Here is a 25,236-nt window from a genome sequence, read left to right on the forward strand (position 1 = left end):
GGGCCCCCGGCGACGGGGGCCCCTTTCCGTTCCGCGTTCCTATTTCGCGTTGGGATCGACGAAGTCCCGCTTGGTCTCCGGCGGCTCGCCCGGCTTGCCGCCGAGCCGCGGGTAGCGCAGGTCGAAGACGGGCCGCTCGGAGCGGATCGGCGGGATGGACACGAAGTTGTGGCGTGGCGGCGGGCACGACGTCGTCCACTCCAGCGAGTTGGCGTGCCCCCACGGGTCGTTGACCCTGACCTTCTCCCCGTGCCGTACGGTCCACCAGATGTTGTAGAGGAACGGCAGGGTGGACAGCCCGAGCAGGAACGCCCCCACGCTCGACACCTGGTGCATCCACGTGAAGCCGTCGCCGGCCGCGTAGTCGCCGTACCGCCGCGGCATTCCCTGCGCGCCGAGCCAGTGCTGGATGAGGAACGTCATGTGGAAGCCGATGAACAGCATCCAGAAGTGGATCTTCCCGAGCGGCTCGTTCAGCATCCGGCCGGTCAGCTTCGGCCACCAGAAGTAGAAGCCGGAGAACATCGCGAAGACCACCGTGCCGAACACCACGTAGTGGAAGTGGGCGACCACGAAATAGGTGTCGGTCACGTGGAAGTCCAGCGGCGGCGACGCCAGGATCACCCCGGTCAGCCCGCCGAGCAGGAACGTCACGAGGAAGCCCACGGCCCACAGCATCGGCGTCTCGAAGGTGAGATGGCCCCGCCACATCGTGCCTGTCCAGTTGAAGAACTTCACCCCCGTGGGCACGGCGATCAGGAACGTCATCAGCGAGAAGAACGGCAGCAGCACGTTCCCGGTGGCGAACATGTGGTGCGCCCACACGGTGACCGACAGCGCGGTGATCGCGATCGTCGCGCCGACCATCCCGACGTACCCGAACAGCGGCTTACGGCTGAAGACCGGGATCACCTCGGTGACGATGCCGAAGAACGGCAGCGCGATGATGTAGACCTCCGGATGGCCGAAGAACCAGAACAGGTGCTGCCACAGAAGCGGGCCGCCGGTCTGCGGGTCGTAGATGTGCGTGCCGACCTTCCGGTCGAGTTCCAGCGCCAGCAGCGCGGCGGCGAGCACCGGGAAGGCCAGCAGCACGAGGATCGAGGTGAAGAAGACGTTCCACGTGAAGATCGGCATCCGGAACATCGTCATGCCCGGGGCGCGCATGCACATGATCGTCGTGATGAAGTTGACCGAGCCGAGGATCGTCCCGACGCCGGACAGCGCCAGGCCCATCACCCACAGGTCCCCGCCGAGCTGCGGGGTGAAATCCGCGCGCGCCAGCGGAGTGTAGGCCGTCCAGCCGAACGTCGGCGCCCCGCCCCCGAAGTACGACCCGAGGACCATCAGGCCGCCGAAGAGGAACAGCCAGTAGCTCGCCATGTTCAGCCTCGGGAACGCCACGTCCGGAGCGCCGATCTGCAGCGGCATGATCGCGTTGGCGAACCCGGCGAACAACGGCGTCGCGAAGAACAGCAGCATGATGGTGCCGTGCAGCGTGAACAGCTGGTTGTACTGCTGCAGCGTGACGAACTGCATGCCGGGCTCGAAGAGCTCCGCCCGGATGACCATCGCCTGCAGGCCGCCGACCAGGAAGAAGAAGAACGTGGTGACCAGGTAGAGGTTGCCGATCACCTTGTGGTCCGTGCTCGACAACCATGAGGCGATCCGGGCGCCTGTGCCCTTCTGGCCCGTCAAGTCGGTCGGCCGTACGGCATGAGTCGTCATCCGGGTGCTCCTTCTAGGTCAAGGAGGTCTCCTGCCCAACCACACGAGGCTCATCGCGAAATGGAATGCTGGGATTGTCCGGCTGGTTATGCCCGCTGAAGAACGAGCGAAAGGAGTCGCCCATGGCGACCATCGAGGTAACCGAGAAGAACTTCAACGACATCGCCGACAACGGCATCGTACTGCTCGATTTCTGGGCATCCTGGTGCGGCCCCTGCCGGTCCTTCGCGCCGATCTTCGAAAAGGCGTCCGAGGAGCACAAGGACATCACCTTCGGCAAGATCGACACCGAGGCGCAGCCGGCCCTGTCGGAGGGATTCGAGATCACCGCGATTCCGACGATCATGGCGATCCGCGACGGCATCGTGGTGTTCGCCCAGCCGGGCGCCCTTCCCGCGCCGGCGCTCGAGGACCTGATCGGGCAGTTGCGCGCGCTCGACATGGACGCCATCCGCGCCCAGATCGAGGCGGAGGCCAAGAACTCCTGAGGCCCCGGGCCGCGCCCGGAAACGGAAACCGCCGTCACCCCGTCCGAGTGATCGGAGGGCGACGGCGGATTCAGAAGGGCGGTACAGGCCCGGTGCGGGTCAGCTCGCCCGGTACAGCTCCGCGACGCGGAAGGCGAGGTCGAGCGACTGACCGCGGTTGAGGCGGGGGTCGCACGCGGTCTCGTACCGCAGCGCCAGGTCCTCCTCCACGATGGCGTGCCCGCCGCCCACGCACTCGGTCACGTCGTCGCCGGTGAACTCGATGTGGATGCCGCCGGGGTGGGTGCCGAGCGCGTGGTGCACCTCGAAGAAGCCCGCGACCTCGTCGAGCACGTCGTCGAGGCGGCGGGTCTTGTGGCCGCTCGGCGCCTCGAAGGTGTTGCCGTGCATCGGGTCGCAGATCCAGGCCACGGTGGCGCCGCTCGCGTTGACCTTCTCCACCAGCGTCGGCAGCGCGTCGCGGACCTTGCCCGCGCCCATGCGGGCGATGAACGTGAGCCGTCCGGGCTCGTTGTCCGGGTTGAGCTTGTCGATCAGCGCGATGGCCTCTTCGGGCGTGGTGGTCGGGCCGAGCTTCACGCCGATCGGGTTGCGGATGCGGCTGAAGAACTCGACGTGCGCCCCGTCGAGCTGCCGGGTGCGCTCGCCGATCCACACCATGTGCGCCGACACGTCGTACGGCAGGCCCGTACGCGAGTCGATCCGGGTGAGCGCCCGGTCGTAGTCGAGGATCAGGGCCTCGTGGGAGGAGTAGAACTCGACGGTGTGGAACTCCTCGGGGTCGGCCCCGCAGGCCCGCATGAACGAGAGCGCCTGGTCGATCTCCCGCGCGAGCTGCTCGTAGCGCCGCCCCGCCGGGGACTCCGCGACGAAGTCCTGGTTCCACGCGTGGACCTGGCGCAGGTCGGCGTAGCCGCCCTTGGTGAAGGCCCGCGCGAGGTTCAGCGTGACGGCGGAGGAGTGGTAGGCACGCAGCAGCCGGCTCGGGTCGGGACGGCGGGCCTCGGCGGTGAAGTCGAAGCCGTTGACCATGTCGCCCCGGTAGGCCGGGAGCTCGACGCCGTCGCGGGTCTCCGTGGGCTTGGACCGCGGCTTGGCGAACTGCCCGGCGAGCCTGCCGATCTTCACGACCGGCACGCGGCCGGCGTAGGTCAGCACGATCGCCATCTGCAGCAGCGTCTTGAGCTTGTTGCGCACGTTCTCGGCCGTCGCGCCCGCGAAGGTCTCGGCGCAGTCGCCGCCCTGCAGGACGAACGCCTCGCCGCGCGCCACGGCGGCCATGCGGTCCTTGAGCTGGTCGCACTCGCCGGCGAACACCAGCGGGGGCAGGGACGCCAGCTCCGCGACGACCTTGTCCAGCTCGCCGCGGTCGGGCCAGTCCGGCTGCTGGGCCGCGGGCAGGTCACGCCAGGTGTCCAGGGCGCGCGGGGTGTCCGGGCCGCTCACGGGGTCGAGGTTCGTTGCGCTCACGGATACCAAGGTTATTGCACCATGTCCCGTGTGGGCCCCTTCCTGTCCATTTGCTGAGATCTTTTTTCTCGCAGCGGAAGACGTACGTGCTCGGGCAGCACGCCGAGCCCGATGAACCTGGGCACCAGCGAGCGCACCAGCGGCACGCGGGTGAGGGCGGGGACCTGCGCCACGGGACCGGCGAGCGCCGGCCGGATGAGGCGGTCCTGCACCAGCCGCTGCGCGGTCTGCACGACGGCCGTGGGGACCTTCCTGCGGCGCTGCACTCTGGCGAGCGCCGCGGCTGGGGCCCGGCCGCGCAGCAGGGCGGGCCCGACGATGTTGGCGGCCGCGACCGCGTCCTGCACCGCGAGGTTGATCCCGACGCCGAAGACCGGCGACATCGCGTGGGCCGCGTCGCCGATCAGCAGCAGCCCGGGCAGGTGCCAGCGGGTGAGCCGGTTCAGTTCGACGCTGAGCACGCCGGTCTCGTCGAAGCCGCGCAGCTCGGAGGTCCTGCCGCCGAGGAAGGGCAGCAGCCGTTCCACCTCGCGGCGCAGCGCCTCGACGCCCTTCGCCTCGAGCGCGGCGAAGCCGCCCTTCGGGATGAGGTAGGCGAGCTGCCAGTACGTCTCCCTGTTGATGGCGACCATGAGCCGGCCGGCCGACGCCCGCAGGAACGGCTGCTCGGGATCGCCCTCCGCCCGCGGCAGCCGGAACCAGACGACGTCCATCGGCGCGCCGAACCGTCTCGGCGCCAGCCCGGCCGCCCGCCGCACGTCGGAGTGCCGGCCGTCGGCGGCGACCGTGAGCACGGCCCGTATCTCGTGCTCCTCGCCCCCCTCGTCGCGGTAGCGCACCCCGCGGATCGCGCCGTCGCGCCGTACGAGATCGACGACCGTGGCGTTCATCAGGAGGTGGAAGTTGGGATACGCGCCCGCCTCGCGGGTGAGGAGGTCGAGGAAGTCCCACTGCGGGACGAAGGCGATGTACTGGTACTTCCCGGGCAGCCGGCGCAGGTCGGCGATGGGCACCTGGCCGTCGTCGGTCCGCATGGACATCGTGTACGCCTTACGGTGCGGCAGCCGGTGGAACGCCTCGGCCAGGCCGATCTCGTCCAGGACCTGGAGGGTCGAGGGATGGATGGTGTCACCGCGGAAGTCGCGCAGGAAGTCCGCGTGCTTCTCCAGCAGTGTGACGTCGACGCCCGCGCGGGCCAGAAGCAGCGCGAGCATGGCCCCCGCGGGCCCGCCGCCCGCGATCACACATGTCGTCTCCATAATTCATCACCCGCTGAAATTATCTCACGCGGAGGGCCCGGCCGCCAGACGTGGGCCTACCGGAGCGCGCGCGGGACCGCTATTTTGTGATCAATGAAGTCGGCCTTCTGGAGTCCGCTGTGAGTGCTCGTGTCAGTCACCTGCCCCGTGTCGCGGCCGGGGCGATGGTCCTGTCCCTTGTGGCGTCGCTGACCGTCGGAGCGCCCGCGGCCCTCGCCGCGACCGGCGACTCCGAGCCGCACACCGGCAACGGGTGCGGCTCGCAGTCCCTCACGCTGGACGCGTGACCTCAGACGTGCGCGTGGTTCCGGGACCCCGCGCGCAGCACGTCCAGGCAGGCGACCAGTGACCGCGTGGTGATGTCCCTGGTGGGGGCGTAGGCCTCCTCCGGGTACTGCCGCGGGCCGTCCTCCACCAGCATGATCAGGTAGAGGTAGACCCGGTAGAGGGCCATCCGGACGCGGGCGGCGTGGTCCAGCGCCAGCGGGCCGGCCTCCTGCCGGTAGCCCGCGAGCATCGGATCGTCCTCGCGCAGCTCACCGAAGAGGGTGGGGGTGATGAAGTCGGCGAGCGGGTCGCCCCAGAACGCCCTCTCGTGGTCGATGAGCGCCTGGACGCGCTTGTCGCCGTTCAGGAACACGTTGCCCGGCCACATGTCGAAGTGCACCAGCGACGGGGCGGTGATCTGGTCGAGGACGTGTGCGTTCATGTGGACGAGCCCGACGATCTCCACGATCGTCGCGGGGAGCGGGGTGTTGTAGTAGACCGCGTCGTCCAGCAGGGCGCCGACCATCACGAGGAACGCCTCCCGCCAGGTCCGGCCGGTCAGCCCGGCGTACGGGTAGCCGAAGACGCCCGTGCCCGGGATGGCGTGCAGGCGGGCGAGGTGGCGGCCCAGTTCGAACCGCAGCGCGCTCTCCTCCGCGGGGCTGAGCGCCGTACGGTTCCACGGCACCCCGTCCAGCGCGGACAGGATGAGGTAGTCACCGCCCAGCAGCGGGTCGTCGAACGACGCCTTGAGCAGGTCGGGCATCGGCAGCCCCACGGGCTGGGCGAGTTGGTAGACCATCGCCTCGGTGCGCAGCAGGTGACGCTCGTAGGCCAGCAACCTCAGGTCGGGCGGCGGCCCGAGCTTGAGCACCACCTGACGTCCGTCGTCGAGGCCGAGCAGCCAGACGGCGTTCGCGAAGCCGTCGGTGAGCTCCTCCGCGGAGGTCACCCCGCAGCCCAGGGCGTCGCGGGTGACCTCGTCGAGCTGGGCGGGGGACAACCGCCTCTTCGTCTTGCTGTCCATTCACCCTTCCAATGACGCAGTGGCGACCGCGATGGTCCACGTGGCCTCGTGCTTGTCCCCCGGCTGCAGAACGATCAGATCGGTGCCCGAGTTGAACGCGTCGGGCGGGCAGGTCATCGGCTCCACGGCCAGCCCCCGGTGGCCGAGCCCCGTGCCGGTGCAGATCTGGACCCACGGCATCACCGCCGGGTCCCAGGTGAGCTCCACCCCGCCCTCGGGCCCGAGCACACGCACGCGCCCCTCCGTCACGCCCGTGAAGGCGTGGTCGACCGCGGTGTCCCCGATCACGCGCGGCGTCCTGAAGTCGTACGGCGTTTCCGCGACCTCCACCAGGTCGGTGGGGGCGAGCAGGTCGTCGGTGAGCAGCACCCGCCCGGCCGGCAGGCCGAGCTCGTAGGCGGTGACGTCGGGCCCGGCCAGCAGCCACGGGTGCGGCCCGCAGCCGTACGGCGCCGCCGTCTCGCCCACGTTCTGCGCCGTCAGCGTGGTCGACAGGCCCTCCTCGGACACCGAGTGCCGCACCTCCAGGGCGATCCTGTGCGGGTAGCCCTCGGTGGGCTCCACGACGTGCGTCAGCCGTACGTGGCCGTGGTGGTCCTCGACCGACAGCAGCTCCGCGCACTTCCAGTCGAGCTCGGCGACGAGGCCGTGCAGGGCGTGGCCGCGGTCGGGCTCGTTCACCGGCAGGTGGCGGCGCTGCCCCTCGAAGACGTACGTGCCGCCGACCACGCGGTTCGGCCACGGGGCCAGGACGGTGCCGCTGTAGTAGGGGACCGGCCCGCCTTCCGGCCAGCTCGCCACCAGATCGCGGCCCTCGTGGGACAGCGCCCGGAGCGCGCCGCCCCGCTCGCTGATCGTGGCCTGGTATCCGCCGCCGGCAATCGTGTAATCGGGCACGGGGGAGTCCTCTCGCTGACGCGACGTCAAGAAGCGGGTCATCTGACGGTATGCAGGGACTTTATCCCAGCTCATCGCCCTTGATCCAAGCGGGGTGGGAGGATAGTGGGAGCGCTCCCACTTCGGGTAAAGCTAAGTCTTTTCGGCGGAAGCGTCAACTTATTCTCGGGATTATCGCGTAGATCGGTATAACGGCACCGATTTGCCGCAGACCGCTACTCGCGTGCACGTGCATGGGCGACCGCCCACCATTTCGCGCTGAAATTTTCAGCAGCTCCGGGCAGCCGTCATCGCACCGCCGCGCGCCCTCGGTCCGGACACGCGAATACGCGCGGCCGGGTATTGACCGTGCCGCGGGAATGGCGGGGGGAAAGGCGCCGGGAGAAAGCCCGGGACGGCGGCGGGAAGCCGCCGGCCCGGTGTGCGGCCCGGTGTGCGGCGGCCCGGTGTGCGGCGGCCCGGTGTGCGGCGGCCCGGTGTGTGGCGCGGAACCGCCTCGTCCACCGGGCCGGCTCGCCGGGCCTGTTGCCGAGTCCTGTCAGCGGGCCCCGCGCATCGGGCCCCGCTCATCGACCGTGCGGGCCCGCACGGGTGTCAGCGCAGCTCGCCGCTCTTCACGACGTCCCGGTACCAGAACGCGCTGTCCTTGGGAGTGCGCTGCTGCGTCGTGTAGTCCACGTACACGATGCCGAACCGCTGGCTGTACCCCTCGGCCCACTCGAAGTTGTCGAGCAGCGACCACACGTGGTAGCCCTCGACCTGCGCGCCGGCCTCCATGGCGCGGTGCATCGCGCCCAGGTGGCCGCGCAGGTACGCGATCCGCCGCTCGTCGCGGACGCGGCCGTCGGCGTCGATCCCGTCCACGGTGGCCAGGCCGTTCTCGGTGATGACCATCGGCACGCCGGGGTAGTCCCGCTGCACGCGGACGAGGATGTCGTGGAGGCCCTCGGGGTAGATCTCCAGCCACTCGGCCTGGGCCCGCTCGTGCCGGAAGACCCGCTCGCCCTTGCCGTCCACGAAGACCGGGGTGTAGTACTGCACGCCGAGGACGTCGATGGGCTCGCTGATGACGCCGAGGTCCCCGTCGAGGATGTGGTCGGCCATCGGGCCGCGCTCGGAGATCCAGCGCAGCGTGTCCTCGGGGTAGCGGCCCTTGAAGACGGGGTCGAGGTAGAGCCGGTTCTCCAGCCCGTCCTGGTGGTGGGCCGCCTCGCGCGCCTCAGGCGTGTCGTCGGCCGCGTAGGTGGGGTGCAGGTTGAGCGCCGGCCCGATGCGGCGTCCGGGGTGCCGCTCGTGCAGCACCCTGGAGGCGAGGCCGTGGGCGAGCAGCAGGTGGTGGCAGGCGACGAACGCGCGCGCGTCGTCCTTGAAGCCCGGTGCGTGGCTGCCGAAGCGGTATCCGCAGTCGACCACGGTCTTGGGCTCGTTGATCGTCAGCCAGTCCCTGATCTCCAGGGCGTCGAAGCAGATCTCGGCGTACTCGGCGAAGCGCTCGGCCGTGTCCCGGTTCTCCCAGCCCCCTCGGTCCTGCAGCTCCTGCGGCAGGTCCCAGTGGAAGAGCGTGGCCATCGGCCGGATGTCGCGTTCGGCCAGCCCGTCCACGAGCCGGCGGTAGAAGTCGAGGCCCTTCTGGTTGGGCTTGCCCGAGCCGGTCGGCTGGATCCGCGGCCAGGCGATGGAGAAGCGGTAGCTGCCCAGGCCCAGATCGGCGATCAGGTCCAGGTCCTCGCTGTAGCGGTGGTAGTGGTCGGCGGCATGCTCCCCGCTGTCGCCGTCGCGTACGTTGCCGGGGACCGCGCAGAACGTGTCCCACACCGAGGGCCCGCGGCCGTCCTCCGTGGTCGCGCCCTCGATCTGGTACGCCGCGGTGGCCGCGCCCCAGACGAAGTCGGCCGGAAACCGTGCGGGTGAGTTCATGGCTTCATCCATTCTCGGTGAGGAAACGCGCGGGTGATTCGAGCGCCGTGCGGAGTTCGCCGAGGAACTCCGCGGCATCGCGACCGTTGATGAAACGGTGGTCGTATGCGAGGCCTAGTGTGGCGGTCCTGCGTACGGCGAAGCCCGAACCGTCTTGGACGACCTCGGAACGCGGCGCGGTCAGCGACAGCGCGCACGTCTGGCCGGGGAAGACGATCGGGACGGCGAACACGATGCCGTCGTGCGTGTGCAGGGTGAGCGTGATGGCGCCCCCCTGGAGGTCGCGTTCCCGGAACGACCCGGTGAGCGCGGTCTTGCGGAAGCCGACCAGGTCGCCGGCGATCTCGGCGAGCGGCCGGTTGCCGGCGTCGCGGACGACCGGGATGAACAGCCCGCGGCCCACGTCGACCGTCACGCCCACGTCGGCGGTGGCGGCCCTTCTCGCCCGCGGGCCGGGGCCCCGCGTGTCCGGCTCCGCGAAGAACATCGGGAAGCGGTCGAGCAGCCCCCCGGCCGCCTTCACCACCATCTCGGGCAGGCCGACCAGGGTGCGCAGCCGTCGGGTGAGGTCGCGGGCGAGCGACAGGACCTCGGTCACGTCGACGTTCATCGCCGTGAAGGCGGCCGGGATCTCGCGGAGGGACCGCTCGACGACCTCGGCCGTCCGCTGCTGCGCCCGCGACAGCGTGATCCACTGCGCGTCGTCGTCCCCGGCCGGTGCGGCCGCCGACGGGGCGTCGCCGGTGACGGCGGCGGGGGAGGGCGGCGTCTGTCCGCCGAGCAGTTCCTCGACGTCGGTCCGCCTGATCACCTTGCGGCCGAGGGCGTACACCCGCTCCATGGCGATGCCGTGCGCCTCGATCAGTTCGCGTGCCGGCGCCGTGACGACCACGCCGGAGGCGTCGCCGGGCGGCGCCGGGGTCTCCGGCCTGCCCGGGCTCTCGTCCGCGGCCTCCTGCGCGGCCTTCTGGGCGGCCTCCCGCTCGGGCTCGCCCGCGGTCTCCCCCGCGGCCTCGTCCGCGCTCCCGAGCAGGCGGGCGATCACCTGCCCAGGCTCGCACTCGGCGCCCTCGGCGAGTAGCCGCCGCAGGACGCCGTCCGCCGGGGCCTCGACCTCCTCGGTCGCCTTCGACGTCTCCAGCAGCACGATCGGATCGCCGTCCCGCACCGCCTGCCCGTCCTCGGCCAGCCACTCGACCAGGACGTACGACGTGTCGTTGTTGTTGAGCTTGGGCACCCGGAAGTCGGTCACGACAGCGCCTCCCTCACCGCGGCCCGGATGCTGTCGGCCTGCACGAGCACCTCGCGTTCCAGATGGGGGGCGGCGGGGATCACCGCGTCCGCCGAGTTTATTAGCGTGATCGGGCGGCGCAGGCGGCCCCACAGGCGCGGGTAGAGCGCCGTGGCCACCTCGGCCGCCCAGGTGCCGCCCTCGGTTCCGTCGTCCACGACGCAGACGTGCGGCGCGTCCTCCAGCCTCGGCAGATGGGGCACGGGGTAGAGCTGGGCGGGCACCAGCAGCTCGCAGACCAGGTCGTCCTCCAGGAGCAGCGCCCGCATCGCGTCGAGCGTCCGGTGGACGAGCCCGCCGTGGGTGACCAGCGTGCAGTCGGGGCGGCCCGCGCCGTCGAGGTACACCCGCGCCACGTCGTCCACCAGCTCGAACCGGAACAGGTCGTCCGTGCGGTACATCTGCCGCGTGTACAGGACCTTGTCCTCGAAGAACAGGCAGGGCTGCTCGAGCCCGAACATCCGGGCGAACAGCTCGCCCGCGTCGTGGAACGGCGTCATCTCGAACAGGGACAGCCCCGGCACGCCGATGAAGTGCTTCTGCGGGTTCTGGCTGTGGGTCGGGCCGTAGCCGCGGTTGCCGCCCGTGGGGCAGCGCACCACGAGCGGCACCGGCACGGGCCTGCCGTACATGGAGGTGGACTTGGCGGCGAAGTTCGTGATCTGGTCGAACGCCAGCGCCACGAAGTCGGCGAACATGATCTCGACGATGGCCTTGTCGCCGGCCAGGGCCAGCCCGGCCCCGACCCCGGCGATCGCGCCCTCGCTCAGCGGCGTGGACCTCACACGGGAGCCGAACCGGCCGGACAGTCCCCGGGTGACCTTGAACGCGCCGCCATAGGGATCGCTGACGTCCTCGCCGAGCAGGTGGACCGAGGGGTCGGACTCCATGAGATCGTGCAGCGCCTGGTTGAGGTGCTCGGAGACCCTGGTCACGCCGCTCCCCCCGGCCGGGAGTGGGGCCGGGCGGAGACCTCGGCGACCACGCGTTCGACGAGCTCCCGCTGCTCCCGGTCGATCCGGGCGAACCGCTCGGGATCGGCCTCGGCGTGCCGGTCGTACCAGTCGGCCTCCCGGACCCGGCGGATCTCCTCCGGAGAGCGGGTGTCGTCGCCCTTGCTGTGCGGTCCGAGGCGGTGCGTGGCGAACTCGACGACCAGCGGGGACGGCTCGGCCCGCACGGCGTCGAGCAGCGGGGCGAGGGCCTCCCTGATCTCGCCGACGTCGGTGGACGTGACGTGGTGGTGGCGGACGCCGAAGGCCGCCGCGCGGGCGGCGATCGTGCCGGCCATCTGCGCGGACGTGGGGGTCGACTGGGCGATGCCGTTGTGCTCGACCACGACGAGCAGCGGCACCCGCCAGAGGGAGGCCATGTTCAGCGCTTCGTAGACGGCGCCCTCGCCCCAGGTGCCGTCTCCGATGTACGCGCAGGCCAGCGCTCCCGTGCCGGCGAGTTTCAGGCCCACTCCGGTCGCCACGGGCAGGCTCTCGCCCTGCACGCCGGTGGACAGGAAACGCCGGTGGTAGATGTGCTGGCTGCCGCCGACGCCCCCGCACAGGGCGCCCTCCCGTCCCATGATCTCGGCGAGCAGGCCGTGCGGGTCGGGATGGCGGGCGAGGAAGTGGCCGTGGCCCCGGTGGTTGCTGAACACGAAGTCGTCGTCGCGGAGCAGGGCCGACAGCGCGACCGGGATGTACTCCTGCCCGAGGCAGGTATGGGTGGTGCCGCTCAGCACGCCCTGTTCGAACAGGCGGAGCAGGGCGCGTTCGAAATGCCGGATGAGGAGGAGTGAGCGGAGGTCCCCGTCGTTGAGGGCATGCCGCGGGCTCCGGGGCGGTGCAGCGGTGACGATCACAGGTGGTCCGCTCCTGGTGCGTCTCTGGTCGAGGGCGCGCTCGACGCCGCCGGGCCCCGCTGCCAGGGACAGGAGCACCACAGCATCCATGGCAGGAGCACCAGCATCCATTGACAGGAGCGCCCTGGCTGGGAGCGCTCCCACGGAGGGTAGGTGCGGTAAGGGGCCCTGTCAATCCCTGGCCATACGGCGAATTTGGGAGATTACGACCGCATTGTCCGTGATCTGCGGCAATATCCTCACATTCCCCGCCTTGGGGCTAATAACGGACAGAAACTTCCATGACACTTGACGAACGAAAGCCGTCATCCCTAGCCTCCACTGCCGTGGGAGCGTTCCCACTACCGCGTCCGAAATGGGGGTTACCGGCGCGAGCGGCAGTGTATTCCGTGCCGCGCCAGGCACCAGGCAGGAAGCTCACCGGCGGTGATTCCGCCGCCGGATCGTTGGTCGTCCGCGTCTTCGCATCGAATCGCCGGCGTACCGGGCGCAGAGCGCACAGAGGAATGCCATGTTCTTAATGCAAATTTCAACCGAGGTGCCGGCGTCGTGACCCGGACCGGCCTCTCACCGGCCAAGCAGGCGCTGCTGGCGCAGCGGCTCAGGGCCGGGAAAGCCGCGAGGGTCACCGTGCCGCCGCGGCCGGTCGGCACCCACCCGCCGCTTTCGCACGCGCAGGAGCGCCTGTGGTTCCTGGAGCAGTACGCCCCGGGCACCACCGCCTACACCGTCGCCTTCGCCGTCCGGCTGGACGGCGGTGAGATCGACGACGCGGCCCTGGAGCGCGCCCTCGTCGAGGTGGCCCGCCGCCACGAGAGCCTGCGCACCCGGTTCGTCACCACCGACGACGGGACGCCGGAGATCGTGCTGGACGACGAGCCCCTGGTGGAGCTGCGGCTGGTCGAGCTGCGGCTGTCGGACGACCCCTCCACTGCGCGGGAGGGCGTGCAGGAGGAGCTGAACCGGCCGTTCGACCTCGCGACCGGCCCGCTGCTGCGGCTGCTCCTCGTCCGGCTCGGCGCCCGCGAGCACGTGCTGCTCCTGACCATGCATCACGCCGTCACCGACGGCTGGTCGTGCGACATCGTGATGGAGGAGCTGCTCGCCCTGCACGAGGCGTACCGGACCGGGACCGACGCCGGTCTCGCCGCCCCGCCCGTGCAGTACGGCGACTACGCGCTGTGGGAACGCGGGCGGACCCACGAGGACGACATCCGTTACTGGCGGGAGCGGCTGGCCGGGCTGCCGCCGCTCGAGCTGCCGACCGACCTGCCGCGCCCGCCGGAGCAGGGTTCGGCGGGGGCCGCCCACGGTGTCGCGCTGGACCGTGAGCTGGTGGACGCGCTCACGGCGCTGGGTGGGGCGAACGGCGCGACGCTGTACATGACCCTGCTCGCCGCCTACCAGGTGCTGCTCGCGCGCTACTCCGGCCAGGACGACTTCGCGGTGGGATCGCCCGTGTCGGGGCGTGACCTGCCGGAGCTGGAGCGGGTCGTCGGCCTCTTCATCAACTCGCTGCCGATGCGGGCCGACCTGTCCGGCGACCCGACCTTCACCGAGCTGCTCGGCCGGGTGCGCGAGACGGCGCTGGACGCCTACGCGCACCAGGAACTGCCCTTCGACCGGCTGGTCGGCGAGCTCGGCGTCGAGCGCGACGTGAGCAGGTCGCCGGTGTTCCAGGTGATGTTCGCGCTGCAGAACTACCGGTCGGCCCCGCTGCGCACCCAGGGCCTGACCATGTCGGCGTACCCGTTCGAGGTGACCGCCAGCCGGTTCGACCTCGCGCTCTACCTGATGGACCAGGGCGACGGCCTGCGCGGCAACATCACCTACCGCACCGAGCTGTTCCGGCCGGCCACGATCGCGCGCCTGGCCGAGTGCTTCGAGAACCTGCTCAGGTCGATCGTCGCCGACCCCCACGCCCGGGTGTCCGACCTGGAGCTGCTCCCGGCGGCCGAGCGCGACCGCGTGCTCGGGTTCGCGGGAGCGTCCGCCGAGGCTGAGACTCCCGTCGACGCGTTCGGCGGGGCGACGGCGCTGCATGAGGTGATCGCCGCGCAGGCGGCCCGCACTCCGTCCGCGACCGCCGTCGCCTGCGGCGGCGACACCCTCACGTACGCCGAGCTGGACGCCGCGGCCGACCGGCTCGCCCGGCGGCTGCGCGGGCTCGGCGTGCGGCGCGACGACCGCGTGGCGATCTGCCTGGAGCAGTCCACCGGGCTCGCGGTCGCGGTGCTCGGCGTGCTCAAGGCGGGCGCGGCCTACCTGCCGCTCGACCCGGAGCACCCGCGCGGCCGGCTCGAGTACGTCCTGGCCGACGCCGCGGCGTCGATCGTCGTGACCAGCCCGGGCCTGCGCGACCGGCTGCCGGACGAGATCACCGTCGTGCACCTCGACGACGACGCGCCGGAGCCCGGCGACCTCTGGGAGCCCGCGGCGCCGGGCGACCTGGCGTACGTGATCTACACCTCCGGCACCACCGGGCGGCCCAAGGGCGTCGCGGTGCAGCACCACGAGGTCATGGTCTACCTCGCCGGGGTGCGCGAGCGGCTGGACGTGGAGCCCGGCTCGTCCTTCGCCCTGCTCCAGTCCCTCGCCTTCGACTTCGGCGTCACGGTCTTCTACCTGTGCCTCATGACCGGCGGCACCCTGCACCTGGTGCCCTCGCGCACCGCGGGTCCCGAGCTGGCGGAGATCTTCCGGCGGACCGGGATCGACTACCTCAAGATCACGCCGTCACATCTGGCCGCGCTGCTCGCCGACGCCGGGCCGGACGACCTGCTGCCCAGGAAACTGCTGCTGCTGGGCGGCGAGGCGGCCCCGCGCGGCTGGGCGGCCGAGCTGGCGGCGATGGGCCGCTGCCGGGTCGTCAACCACTACGGGCCGACCGAGGCCACCGTGGGCGTGACCACCTACGACGTCGCCCGGCTGCCCGCTCCCGACGGCCCGGCCGAGGCGAGCGTGAGCCTGCCGATCGGCTCGCCGCTGCCCGGGGCGCGGGCGTACGTGCTGGACGAGCGGTTGCGGCCGGTGCCCGCGGGAGTGCCGGGGGAGATCTACCTCGGCGGCGACCGGCTGGCCCGCGGCTACCTGAACCGTCCCGGCCTGACCGCCGACCGGTTCCTCCCCGACCCGTACGGCCCGCCGGGGTCGCGCATGTACCGCACCGGCGACCTCGGCCGGTGGTCCGACGCGGGCGACCTGGAGTTCCTCGGCCGCCGTGACCTTCAGGTGAAGATCCGCGGCTACCGGGTCGAGCTCGGCGAGGTCGAGTCGGTGCTGGGCGACCATCCGGACGTCGCCCAGGCCGTGGTCGAGCCGCGCGGCGAGCAGCTCGTCGCCTACCTCGTCCCCGTCGCAGGGAACGCGGAAAACGCGGCGGACGGCGCGCGACCGGATACCGCGGCGGTGCGCGCGTGGCTGGCCGACCGGCTGCCCGCGTACATGATCCCCTCGCGGTACGCCTGGCTGGACGAGCTGCCGCTCAAGTCGCACGGCAAGGTGGACCGCTCGCGGCTGCCCGAGCCGGAGGCCGACGTGGCGGCGGCCGAATACCTCGCCCCGGCGCCCGGCGCCGAGGAGGACGTGGCCCGCGTCTGGGCGGAGGTGCTGGACGTCGAGCGCGTGGGGGCGCTCGACGACTTCTTCGCCCTGGGCGGCCACTCGCTGCTGGCGATGCGGGTCATCGCCCGGCTGCGCAAGGCGCATCCGGACCGGCAGATCACGGTGCTCGACGTGTTCAAGCACCGCACCGTCCGCGAGCTGGCCCGGCTTCTCACCGCCGAGGGGGACGTGCCGCGCTCCCTGCTGCACCGGCTCACCCCCGCCAGGGCCGCCACCACCACCCTGGTGTGCGTGCCGTACGGCGGGGGCAGCGCGGTCGTCTACCAGCCGCTCGCGGACGCGCTGCCGGACGACTGGGCGCTCTACTCGGTCGCCGTGCCCGGTCACGAGCTGGGCGAACAGGCCCGGCCGTTCGACGAGGTCGTGCTCGACTGCGTGGCCGAGATCTCCGAGATCATGGGCAGGAACGGCGGCTCGCTCGTGCTGTACGGCCACTGCGGCCTCGGCGTCATGCTGTCCGCGGAGATCGCCCGGCGGCTGGAGGCGGACGGTCGCACGGTGGACGCGCTGTACCTCGGCGGCGTGTTCCCCTTCGCCCGCCCGGGTCGCGGCCTGAACTGGCTCGGGGCCTTCTTCGACCGCCTCACCAGCGACCAGCAGCGGGTCAACGCCCTGACCGCGGCCGGGCTCGACGTGGAGGACCTCGGCCGGGAACAGGTCAAACTGATCGTGCACAACCGCCGCGAAGGCACCCGCGCCGCCGAGCGGTACTTCACGCGGATCTTCGAGGAGGGCGGCGGCCCGGCGCTGCGCGCGCCGGTGATCTCCGTGGTCGGCGAACGCGACCCGGCGGCCGAGTTCTACCAGGAACGTTACAAAGAGTGGCACTGCCTGTCAGACGAGACGGCGTGCGTCGTCCTCGACGAGGCTGGGCACTTCTTCCTGCGGTACCGCAACGAGGAGCTGGCCGAGATCGTCACCGGCACCCACGCCGCCCTCGCCTCCGGGCGTACGGAGGGGATGGAACGGGACGAGGGCCGCACCTGGTGGCTGCAGGGCGTCTCGCACCGGTCCGCCGCGACCGGGGCCGAGGTGGGCGCGGTCGAGGTGGGCGCGGTCGAGGTGGGTGCGGCCGAGGCCGAGGTGAGCGGGGCGCAGGACGACCCGGACGGCGCGGCGGGCACACAGGTGCGCGTCGGCCCCCCGCCCAGCATGCGGCGCTTCCTCCTCGTCGCGGCCGGACAGCTCGTCTCGATCACCGGCTCCGCGCTGACCGAGTTCGCCATTCCGCTGTGGATCTACCTGACCACCGGTTCGCTCGCCAGGTTCGCGCTGTTCTCCGTGCTCGGCCTGCTGCCCGGCATGCTCGTCGCCCCGCTGGCCGGAGCCATCGTCGACCGGTTCGACCGGCGCAAGGTCATGATCGCCGGGGACGCGGCGGCCGGCGGCACCCAGCTCGTGCTGGGACTGCTGCTGTGGACCGGCAACCTGCAGGTCTGGCACATCTATCCGCTGCTGGTCTGCCTGTCCGTCGCGCTCACCTTCCAACGGCTCGCGTACGGCTCGGCCATCCCCCAGCTCGTGCCGAAACGGTTCCTCGGGCACGCCAACGGCGTCGTCCAGATGGCCACCGGCACCGCGCAGCTCATCGTGCCGCTGATCGCGGTCGGGCTGATGGCGGCGATCGGGCTGGAGGGCATCCTCGTCATCGACGTGGCCAGCTACGTTGTCGCCACGCTCACCGTCGCGTTGATCCGCTTCCCGGCGACGATGGCCTGGAAGCGGCGGGAGAGCGTGCTCGCCGAGATGATGGGCGGCATCCGCCACTCCTGGGGCAACCGGGGCTTCCGCGCGATGCTGTTCTACTTCGCGGTGCTGAACATCTTCCTGTCCCCGCTGTTCATGATGATCTCGCCGCTGGTGCTGTCGTTCGGGTCGCTGGCCGAGGTCGGACGGGTGTCGTTCGCGGGCGGGCTCGGCGCCTTCCTCGGCGGCCTGGCCATGGCCGCCTGGGGCGGTCCGCGCCGCCGGCGGTTGTACGGCGTGCTGCTGTCCACGCTCGCCCTGTCGGTGTTCTGCCTGCTGACCGGGCTGCGCCAGGACCTGTTCCTGATCGCCGTCGGCGCGTTCGGCATGTCGCTGTGCCTCACCCTGCTGAACGGCGTCTACGCGACGATCATCCAGGTCAAGGTGCCGCAGCGGTTCCACGGCCGGGTCATCGCGCTGAACACGCTGATCGCCTGGTCCACCCTGCCGATCGGGTTCGGCCTGGTCGCGCCGTACGGCGCGCAGGTCTTCGAGCCGCTGCTCGCCCCGGACGGGCCGCTCGCCGGCACGGCGGGCGCGGGGCTCGGCACCGGTCCCGGCCGAGGGATCGGCTTCATGTACGCCTGCTTCGCGGTGGCGATCGCCGTCATCGCGCTGGTCGCGCTGCGGGTCCGGGTGCTGCGCCGGTTCGACACCGACGTGCCCGACGCCCTGCCGGACGACGTCGTCGGCTACCAGGCCCTGACCGAACGCATCGCGGCCGCCCGTACGGAGACACGGCCAGCCGCGCGGGCGGACACACGGGAGGACACACGGGCGGCCCGCGAACCCGAGAAGGAGCACGCATGACGGGGACGACGGGGACGACGAGGACGCGGGGGACACGGGGGACGCCCGGGCTCACCGTGCCGGAGCTGCTGCGGCTGCGCGCGGGGCAGGAACCGGACGGCGTCGCGATGATCGTGGAGGGGCACGGGACGCTCACCTTCGCCGAGTGGGACCGCAGGTCGGCGGCGCTCGCCGCCGGGCTGGCGGGCCGGGGCGTCGCCCCGGGCGACCGGGTGGCGCTGCACTTCGGCAGCCGCGACTGGATCGACTTCGCCGTGGCGTTCTTCGGGGTGCTCAAGGCGGGCGCGGTGGCCGTGCCGATGTCGGACCGGCTGGCGCCGGCCGAGCTGCGCTACATGATCGAGCACTGCGCGGCGTCGGCGGTGCTGCTCGGCCGGGACCTCGCGGCGCCGTCGGGGGCGGGGCCCGGGGACAGGGCCGTGGAGCCGTGGACCGCGACCCCGGCGGAGCTGGAAGCCGGCTTCGGTGCGGAGACGGCGCAGGAAGGACCGCGGGTGCGGCCCGGCGACCTGGCGCAGATCCTCTACACCTCCGGCACGACCGGGCGGCCCAAGGGGGTCGGCGCGAGCCACGCCAACCTGGCCTACGGGTGCGTCACGCAGCCCAAGCACCGCAGGTTCGCCCACTCGCGCCACCTGCTGCACGCCTTCCCGATCGGCACCAACGCCGGCCAGACCATGCTGATCAACGCGCTGGACGCCCGGCCGACCGTGCTGACCCCGGCGAGGTTCACACCCGGCAGGTTCGCCCGGTTGATCGAGACCTACCGCCCCGGCACCGTGTTCCTGGTGCCCTCGATGGCGATCGAGCTGCTCGACGCCGGGCTGCACGAGCGGCACGACATGTCCAGCGTGGTGCTGCTGGGATCGGCGGCGGCCGCGCTTCCTCCCGCCGTGTCGGAACGTCTGTCGGTGGCCTTCCCGAACGCGACCGTGACGAACTACTACACGTCAACCGAGGCCGCCCCCGCCCAGACGATCATGATTTACGACCGGACGCGGCCGGCCGCGCTGGGACGGCCCGCGTTCGGCGGCTCGCTGCGCATCACCGACGAGGAGGGCGACCCGCTCCCGCCCGGGGAGACCGGCGAGGTGTGGATGCGCTCGCCCACCGCCACCCGGTCCTACTACGGCGACGCCGAGGCCAGCGCCCGGTCGTTCCGCGACGGCTGGGTGCGCATGGGCGACGTCGGATACGTGGACGCCGACGGCTACCTCTACCTCGTCGACCGGGAGAGCGACGTGGTCAAGAGCGGTGCGTTCAAGGTGTCCACGCTCCAGGTGGAGGCCGCGCTTCACGAGCACCCGGGGATCGCCGAGGCGGCCGTGTTCGGGCTCCCGCACCCGGTGCTGGGCTCCGTGCTGGGCGCCGCGATCGTGCCCAGGTCGCCGGGACAGCCGGAAGGCCCGGGGTTGTCGGAGAGCGAGGTGCGTGCCTTCCTGATGGACCGGCTGGCCTGGCACGAGCTGCCCGAACGGGTCCTCGTGGTCGACAGCCTGCCCAGGAACCAGTCAGGCAAGGTCATCAAGAAGGAGCTGCCCGCGCTGCTGGGCGCCTCCGTGATCAGCACGACGGAAGGCAAGTGAGATGTCAGCGACACTCATCGACGAGGGGGAGCAGGCGTCCCTCGCACAGCACGGCATGTGGATAACGGAGCAGATGGGCTGCGGGGGCCGGGTGTACCACATGCCGCTGGCCATCCGGTTCGACGGCCCCCTCGACGTGGACCGGCTGCTGGCCGCCTGCCACGACGTGGTCCGCGCGCATCCCCAGCTGGCCGCGGCCCTGGCGGAGCGGGACGGCGTGGTGCGCCTGGTGCCCGCCGCCGTGCCGCCGCCGATCGGGTTCGAGGACGCCACCGGGTTCGGGGACGCAGGGCGTGAGCCCGGCGAGCTGGTCGACCGCGAGACGTCGCTCGCCCTGGACCTGGGGACCGGGCCGACCGCCCGGTTCACGGTGTTCCGGCTCGCGCCGGAGCGGCACCTGCTCGTCTTCGTCGCCCACCACGCCGTCTTCGACGGCATGTCGAAGGACGTCCTGGTGCGCGGCCTGGCCGCGGCCTACGCCGGGCTGCCGTCGCCGGCCCTTCCCCTGACCTACGGCGAGGCCGTCGAGCGGGAGAACGCCCGGGTGGCCGAACTGCTCGGCGACGCCGCCGAGTTCTGGCGCGGCCGCTGGCAGGACCGGCAGGACCTGCGGCTGCCCGGGCTGTCCGGGGTCTCGACCCGCGCCGCGGAGGGCGACGCGGTCGACTTCGCGCTTCCCGCCGATCTCGCCGTCGCCGCGGACAAGATGGGCGTCACCCGGTTCGAGCTGGTGCTCGCCGCCGTGCACACCCTGCTCGCGGCGTACGGCAACGAGGACGCGGCGGTGGCCGTCGACCTGTCGACCAGGACCGAGGAGACGCGGGGCCACATCGGCCTGTTCGTGAACGAGCTGCCGGTGCCGGCCCCGGCACCGGGCGGGACGTTCGCCGAGTTCGCCCACTCCGTACGCGAGGAGTTGCGGGCCACGTACCGGTTCCGGGAGGTGCCGCTCGCGCGTGCGGTCGGCGGCGTGAGCCCGCGCACCGCGCTGACGCCGGTGTCGGTCAGCTACCGCAGGCGTGACGGGAGCGCGCCGGAGTTCCCCGGCGTCGAGGCGTCGGTGGACTGGATGTCGTTCAACCACGCGGTGCGCGGCACGCTGCACCTGCAGGTGGTGGACGCGCCGGACGGCGTCGCGGCCCGGCTGCAGTTCAACCCGCTCGTCCTGGACCGTGCGGGCTGCGAGACCGTCGCCGAGCACCTGCTCGCCCTGCTGCGGGCGCTGGTCGCCGCTCCGGACGCCGACGTGGCCGACCTGCCGCTTCCGTCCCCGGCCGCGCCTCTCGCCCGGGCCGAGGAGCCGACCCCCTCGGCACGGGCCGGCGAGGCGGACGCCGTGCCGTACCTCGCGGAGGTGGGCGAGATCTGGCGCGAGGTGCTGGGCATGCCGGAGATCGGTCCGGACGAGGACCTGTTCGACCTCGGCGGGCACTCGCTGTCGATCACTCAGATCATCGCGAAGGTGCGCGAGCGGATGGACGTGGAGCTGTCCTTCGACGTGTTCTTCGACGAGCCGACGATCACCGGGATCGCGGCGGAGGTCGCCCGCCTGCGGGAGGAGGCATGCTGAGGGAGCGCGTGGCCGAGCTGGTGTCGAAGGCGAGCGGCGGCGACCTGACCGTCGCCGACGTCCTGGCGGCGGACTGCAGCCTGCCCGCGCTCGGCCTCACCTCGATCGCCTACCTCCGGCTGATCGACCTGCTGGAGACCGAGTTCGACTGCGACGTCGACCTGGACGGCGGCCACCTCGACACGCTCGACGGCCTGGTCGAGCACATCGCGGGGCAGCGGAAGTGACCGCGAGCCCGCCTGCGCAGGTCACCGGTCTCACGGCGCTGCCGCCGCGCACCGTGGAGTTCCGCGGCGCACGGGGCGGGCAGGCCGCGCTGACCTGGGGCCAGCAGGGGATCTGGCGCTCCACGCAGTGGCTGGACGACGGCGACCCCTACTTCAACCTGGCCTGGACCCTGCCGGTGACCGGCGCGGCCGGCCTGGACGCCGTGCTGCGCGCCGTGGGCCGTCTCGTCGAGCGGCACGAGACGCTGCGCACGGCGTTCGTACGGGACGGGGAGGGCACCGGGGGCGACGGGGAGGGCACCGGGGTCGACACGGTCCAGCGGGTGAGCCGGGAGGGCCGGCTCACGGTCGGCGTGTACGAGGCGGCGGCCAAGCCGATGAGCGCGGCCAAGGCGCTGGCCGCCGAGCTGGCCGCGACCGGGTTCGACTACGCGGCCGAGCTGCCGATCAGGTGCGCGGTGGTCTGCCAGAAGGGCCGGCCGCGCGCGCTGGCGCTCGCGTTGTCCCATCTCGCGCTCGACGGCTGGTCGCTGAACATGGTGGCCGCGGAGTGGCCGCGGCTGGTCGCGGGGGAGGACCTGCCCGACCCGGGCTGGCAGCCGCTCGACCAGGCGGCCCTTGAGGGGGCGGACCCGCCGCCCGGGGGTCAGGCGCTGCGGCACTGGCGGACCGGTCTGGCGTCCGCCCCGCGTTCGATGTTCGACTTCCCGGCGAGGGAACCCGAGGAGCCGCGCTTCGTCCGGCACGGGATGGACTCCCCGGCGGCGGCCGTCGCCGCCGAGGCGCTCGCCGCCCGGCACGGCGTCACGACCTCCAGCGTGCTCACGGTCGCGAGCGCCGCGCTGCTGGCCGCCGTCACCGGGCACCCCACGGCGGCGCTGCAGCTCATCGTGTCGAACCGGCACCACCCGGGGATGGAGGCGATGGCCGGGCCCGCCGCCCAGGACGGGTTGTGCGTCATCGAGCTGGGGGCAGGCACGTTCGCCGACGCGCTGCGGCACGGGCACCGCAGGACCATGGCGACCTACCGGAACGGGCACTACGATCCCGCGCTCGTGCTGGCCGCGTGGGAGGCGCAGGCGTGGGACCGCGGCGCCGACATCGACCTGGACGCGTTCTTCAACGACGTCAGGCAGGCGGGCCGCTGGCAGGGCCTGCCGCCTGTCGATCCCGGGGACGCCGCGGCGCTGGCCGCACTGCGGGACCGGACCAGGACGTTCTTCGTCGGCGCCTACTCGAAGGTCAAGGCGAGGATCTTCTTCGCCACCGGCCCGGCCCCGTCCACCTGCGAGTTCTACGTGCTGGTGGACACGGCCTTCCTGCCCGGAGACGTCGCCGGGCGGATGCTCGCCGGCCTGGAGGAGCTGCTGGTCCGTGCGGTCTCCGAGGAGGTGCCGCTGGACCAGGTCGCGAAGGTGGCGGGCCTGGACCCGGTGCCGCGGCCCGCCGGGTGGACGGCCATCGGCCACGACTGGGTGGATGTGCCGGAGACCGAGGCGCTGCTGCGCCGGGTGTGCGGGACCGACCTGGCCGCGGTCGTGGTGGAGGAACCAGGAGACGACGCCGGAGACGCGGCCGCTGCCCGGCTCACCGGGTATCTCGTCGCGCGTCCCGGGCTGGACACTCCCGAGGCCGTCCACACCGCCGTGATGCGCGCCGCGGCCGGCCGCACCGACGTGCTCGCCCCCCACCACTACGTGCTGTGCACGGCGCCGCCGACCGGCCCCGCCGGCTGGCCCGCCTGTCCGCGCCTGATCGAGGGCGGTGGCCGGGCCCCGTCTTCCGCAATGACCGTCTTGGGAAGGTGACATGACCGACTCCCCGATGCTCGTGGTCGTCAACGACGAGGAGCAGTACTCCGTATGGTGGAGCGACCGCGAGCCGCCCGCAGGGTGGCGGGCCACCGGCTTCGCGGGCACGCGGCAGGAATGCCTGGACCACATCGAGACGGTGTGGACCGACATGAGGCCCCTGAGCGCACGCGATCCGGAGACGCTGAGCGTGCGTGACCCGGCAACGCTGAGCGCCCTGGACAGATGACCACCGCGGAGCGCCGCGCCGCGCTGATCGAGAAGCTGGCCGGCCTGCCCCCCGAGCGCCGGGCGGCGCTGCTGCGCTCCCTCGGGGGCGCGCCGCGGGATCCCGGCGGCCAGGAGTGGCCGCTGTCGCCGGGGCAGGAGCGCCTGTGGTTCCTCAGCCGCTTCGACCCCGGCGACACCAGTTACAACACGCCCTGGTGCATGCGGCTGCGCGGGCCGCTCGACGTGGACGCGCTGACCGCGGCGTTCACCCGGATCGTGGAGCGGCACGAGGTGCTGCGGACCCGCTTCCGGCTGCGCAGGGACGCCCCCGTGCAGGTCGTGCTGCCGCCGGGACCGGTGCCGCTGGAGAAGATCGCGCTCTCCGGCGAGGCGGACCTCGACCGGGCGCTGAAGGAGTTCGTCGAGCGCCCGTTCGACCTGGAGAACGGGCCTCCTCTGCGGGCCGGGCTGGCCGAGCCGGGCGAGGACGACGCGGTCGTGTGCATCGTCCTGCACCACATCGTGATGGACGGCTGGTCGCTCGACGTGCTCCTGCGCGAGCTCACCGAGTGCTACGCCGCCGGGCGCGAGGGACGTGAGCCCGAACTGCCGGAGCTGCCCACGCAGTATCCCCGCTTCGCCGTACAGGAGAGACAGCGGGACCACACGCAGGGCCTGGAGCACTGGACGCGCCGCCTGGCCGGCGCCCCCGCGCTGGACCTTCCGGCCGACCACCCCCGGCCGGACCGCTGGTCGGGGCGCGGCGGACGCGAGCCCCTGCTGCTGCCGCCGGAGGAGATCACGCCGCTGGAGAAGGTGGCCAGGAAGCGGCGCTGCACGTCCTTCATGGCCCTGGTCGCCGCCTACCAGGCGACCCTCGCCCTGGCGTCGGGACAGACGGACTTCTGCGTCGGCGTGCCGGTGGCCGGCCGGCCCCGCAGCGAGCTGGCGCCGCTGATCGGCTACTTCGGCAACACGATGGTGCTGCGCGCCGACGTGTCCGGCGACCCGTCGTTCCACGAGCTGCTGGACCGCGTGCGGGAGGCGACCCTGGCCGGGATGCGGCACGCGGAGGTGCCGTTCGAGCACGTCCTGGCCGCGCTGCGCGTCCCCCGCGACATCAGCAGGCCGCCGCTGTGCCAGGCCATGTTCAATCTGCACAACCTGCCCAAGGACGACCTGCTGGGGACCCGGATGGCCGACCTCGACCGGGAGGTCTACACGGTCCCGCCGAGTCACACCAAGTCGGAGGTCTCGATGGACCTGTGGCGGGGCCCGGAGGGGCTGGGCGGCGTCCTCGACTACAGCAGCGATCTGTTCACGCCCGCGACCGCGCGCCGCCTCGTCGGCGGTTTCGCCGAGGTCGTACGGCGGGCCGGGGCCGACCCGGACGTCCCGCTGTCGGCGCTGAGCGGCGCGTTCGCGAGCGTTTTCCCGAAGTGAAAGGTGCATG

At 72.0% G+C, this 25,236-nt stretch carries 18 protein-coding genes; 9 read left to right on the forward strand and 9 right to left on the reverse strand.

All coding sequences use genetic code 11. From position 1 onward, the window contains the following. Window positions 1-39: 39 nt before the first annotated feature. Window positions 40-1,728 (reverse strand): cytochrome c oxidase subunit I, encoded by a 1,689-nt coding sequence (ctaD, locus tag FLW16_RS22075; RefSeq protein WP_142562007.1) that lies wholly within the window; start codon window positions 1,726-1,728, stop codon window positions 40-42. A gap of 122 nt (window positions 1,729-1,850) precedes the next feature. Between ctaD and FLW16_RS22080 the strand changes: the two genes are divergently transcribed. After that, window positions 1,851-2,216: a co-chaperone YbbN gene (locus FLW16_RS22080; protein WP_142562008.1), complete on the forward strand. Its 366-nt coding sequence runs from the start codon at window positions 1,851-1,853 to the stop codon at window positions 2,214-2,216. A 99-nt stretch (window positions 2,217-2,315) separates the two neighbouring features. On the opposite strand, the gene FLW16_RS22085 is transcribed toward FLW16_RS22080, so the two are convergent. Both FLW16_RS22085 and FLW16_RS22090 read right to left on the reverse strand, forming a co-directional pair. Next, entirely contained in the window at window positions 2,316-3,686 is a 1,371-nt protein-coding gene (locus FLW16_RS22085) for a class II 3-deoxy-7-phosphoheptulonate synthase (RefSeq protein WP_396686773.1), read from the reverse strand. 11 nt (window positions 3,687-3,697) lie between these two features. Then, the gene (locus FLW16_RS22090; protein ID WP_142562009.1) at window positions 3,698-4,945 is read right to left on the reverse strand and encodes an FAD-dependent oxidoreductase; all 1,248 of its coding nucleotides are present in this window, start codon (window positions 4,943-4,945) and stop codon (window positions 3,698-3,700) included. 119 nt (window positions 4,946-5,064) lie between these two features. Between FLW16_RS22090 and FLW16_RS43875 the strand changes: the two genes are divergently transcribed. Continuing rightward, on the forward strand, window positions 5,065-5,232 hold the full coding sequence (locus FLW16_RS43875; protein WP_185949546.1) for a hypothetical protein: 168 nt from the start codon (window positions 5,065-5,067) through the stop codon (window positions 5,230-5,232). Window positions 5,233-5,234: 2 nt separating this feature from the next. Here FLW16_RS43875 and FLW16_RS22095 read toward each other — a convergent pair whose 3' ends face one another. From FLW16_RS22095 to FLW16_RS22125, 6 genes are all read right to left on the reverse strand, one after another. Further along, window positions 5,235-6,239: a phosphotransferase family protein gene (locus tag FLW16_RS22095; protein WP_142562010.1), complete on the reverse strand. Its 1,005-nt coding sequence runs from the start codon at window positions 6,237-6,239 to the stop codon at window positions 5,235-5,237. Next, window positions 6,240-7,136, reverse strand: coding sequence for an aldose 1-epimerase family protein (locus FLW16_RS22100; RefSeq protein WP_260615465.1), 897 nt, complete (start codon window positions 7,134-7,136; stop codon window positions 6,240-6,242). A 594-nt stretch (window positions 7,137-7,730) separates the two neighbouring features. Next, window positions 7,731-9,053, reverse strand: coding sequence for a GH1 family beta-glucosidase (locus FLW16_RS22110; RefSeq protein ID WP_221891217.1), 1,323 nt, complete (start codon window positions 9,051-9,053; stop codon window positions 7,731-7,733). A gap of 4 nt (window positions 9,054-9,057) precedes the next feature. Next, window positions 9,058-10,305 carry a 2-oxo acid dehydrogenase subunit E2 gene (locus FLW16_RS22115; protein ID WP_142562014.1) on the reverse strand — a complete coding sequence of 416 codons (1,248 nt, stop codon included), beginning with the start codon at window positions 10,303-10,305 and terminating at the stop codon, window positions 9,058-9,060. Continuing rightward, window positions 10,302-11,279, reverse strand: a complete 978-nt coding sequence (locus FLW16_RS22120; protein WP_142562015.1) for an alpha-ketoacid dehydrogenase subunit beta — start codon at window positions 11,277-11,279, stop codon at window positions 10,302-10,304. Before FLW16_RS22120 ends, FLW16_RS22115 begins: the two co-directional genes overlap by 4 nt. Then, window positions 11,276-12,289: a thiamine pyrophosphate-dependent dehydrogenase E1 component subunit alpha gene (locus FLW16_RS22125; protein WP_142562016.1), complete on the reverse strand. Its 1,014-nt coding sequence runs from the start codon at window positions 12,287-12,289 to the stop codon at window positions 11,276-11,278. Before FLW16_RS22125 ends, FLW16_RS22120 begins: the two co-directional genes overlap by 4 nt. A gap of 459 nt (window positions 12,290-12,748) precedes the next feature. Between FLW16_RS22125 and FLW16_RS22130 the strand changes: the two genes are divergently transcribed. From FLW16_RS22130 to FLW16_RS22155, 7 genes are read left to right on the forward strand one after another with little or no spacing between them, the layout of a single operon-like run. Then, window positions 12,749-18,379: a non-ribosomal peptide synthetase/MFS transporter gene (locus FLW16_RS22130; protein ID WP_142562017.1), complete on the forward strand. Its 5,631-nt coding sequence runs from the start codon at window positions 12,749-12,751 to the stop codon at window positions 18,377-18,379. Next, window positions 18,376-19,965 carry a class I adenylate-forming enzyme family protein gene (locus tag FLW16_RS22135; protein ID WP_142562018.1) on the forward strand — a complete coding sequence of 530 codons (1,590 nt, stop codon included), beginning with the start codon at window positions 18,376-18,378 and terminating at the stop codon, window positions 19,963-19,965. The genes FLW16_RS22130 and FLW16_RS22135 overlap by 4 nt, the downstream gene beginning before the upstream one ends. A 1-nt stretch (window position 19,966) precedes the next feature. Then, window positions 19,967-21,535 carry a condensation domain-containing protein gene (locus FLW16_RS22140; protein ID WP_142562019.1) on the forward strand — a complete coding sequence of 523 codons (1,569 nt, stop codon included), beginning with the start codon at window positions 19,967-19,969 and terminating at the stop codon, window positions 21,533-21,535. Further along, complete coding sequence (locus FLW16_RS43880; protein WP_185949547.1) at window positions 21,529-21,762, forward strand: phosphopantetheine-binding protein; 234 nt, start codon at window positions 21,529-21,531, stop codon at window positions 21,760-21,762. Before FLW16_RS22140 ends, FLW16_RS43880 begins: the two co-directional genes overlap by 7 nt. Continuing rightward, window positions 21,759-23,570: a condensation domain-containing protein gene (locus tag FLW16_RS22145; RefSeq protein WP_185949548.1), complete on the forward strand. Its 1,812-nt coding sequence runs from the start codon at window positions 21,759-21,761 to the stop codon at window positions 23,568-23,570. The genes FLW16_RS43880 and FLW16_RS22145 overlap by 4 nt, the downstream gene beginning before the upstream one ends. Before the next feature lie 16 nt (window positions 23,571-23,586). Next, a complete protein-coding gene (locus tag FLW16_RS22150) occupies window positions 23,587-23,802 on the forward strand; it encodes an MbtH family protein (RefSeq protein ID WP_396686800.1) in 216 nt (71 codons plus the stop codon). Next, window positions 23,799-25,226: a condensation domain-containing protein gene (locus FLW16_RS22155; protein ID WP_142562022.1), complete on the forward strand. Its 1,428-nt coding sequence runs from the start codon at window positions 23,799-23,801 to the stop codon at window positions 25,224-25,226. Before FLW16_RS22150 ends, FLW16_RS22155 begins: the two co-directional genes overlap by 4 nt. Window positions 25,227-25,236: the final 10 nt, after the last annotated feature.

This window comes from Microbispora sp. KK1-11 (genome assembly GCF_006874435.1).
Classification (GTDB): domain Bacteria; phylum Actinomycetota; class Actinomycetes; order Streptosporangiales; family Streptosporangiaceae; genus Microbispora; species Microbispora catharanthi.

Excerpts from the sequence above, each read along its gene's own strand:
- FLW16_RS22095 (WP_142562010.1), bottom strand. The coding sequence starts at position 6,239 with ATGGACAGCAAGACGAAGAGGCGGTTGTCCCCCGCCCAGCTCGACGAG.
- FLW16_RS22155 (WP_142562022.1), top strand. The coding sequence starts at position 23,799 with ATGACCACCGCGGAGCGCCGCGCCGCGCTGATCGAGAAGCTGGCCGGC.
- FLW16_RS22125 (WP_142562016.1), bottom strand. The coding sequence starts at position 12,289 with ATGGATGCTGTGGTGCTCCTGTCCCTGGCAGCGGGGCCCGGCGGCGTC.
- FLW16_RS43880 (WP_185949547.1), top strand. The coding sequence starts at position 21,529 with ATGCTGAGGGAGCGCGTGGCCGAGCTGGTGTCGAAGGCGAGCGGCGGC.
- FLW16_RS22140 (WP_142562019.1), top strand. The coding sequence starts at position 19,967 with ATGTCAGCGACACTCATCGACGAGGGGGAGCAGGCGTCCCTCGCACAG.
- FLW16_RS22090 (WP_142562009.1), bottom strand. The coding sequence starts at position 4,945 with ATGGAGACGACATGTGTGATCGCGGGCGGCGGGCCCGCGGGGGCCATG.
- FLW16_RS22150 (WP_396686800.1), top strand. The coding sequence starts at position 23,587 with ATGCTCGTGGTCGTCAACGACGAGGAGCAGTACTCCGTATGGTGGAGC.
- ctaD (WP_142562007.1), bottom strand. The coding sequence starts at position 1,728 with ATGACGACTCATGCCGTACGGCCGACCGACTTGACGGGCCAGAAGGGC.
- FLW16_RS22080 (WP_142562008.1), top strand. The coding sequence starts at position 1,851 with ATGGCGACCATCGAGGTAACCGAGAAGAACTTCAACGACATCGCCGAC.
- FLW16_RS22110 (WP_221891217.1), bottom strand. The coding sequence starts at position 9,053 with ATGAACTCACCCGCACGGTTTCCGGCCGACTTCGTCTGGGGCGCGGCC.
- FLW16_RS22135 (WP_142562018.1), top strand. The coding sequence starts at position 18,376 with ATGACGGGGACGACGGGGACGACGAGGACGCGGGGGACACGGGGGACG.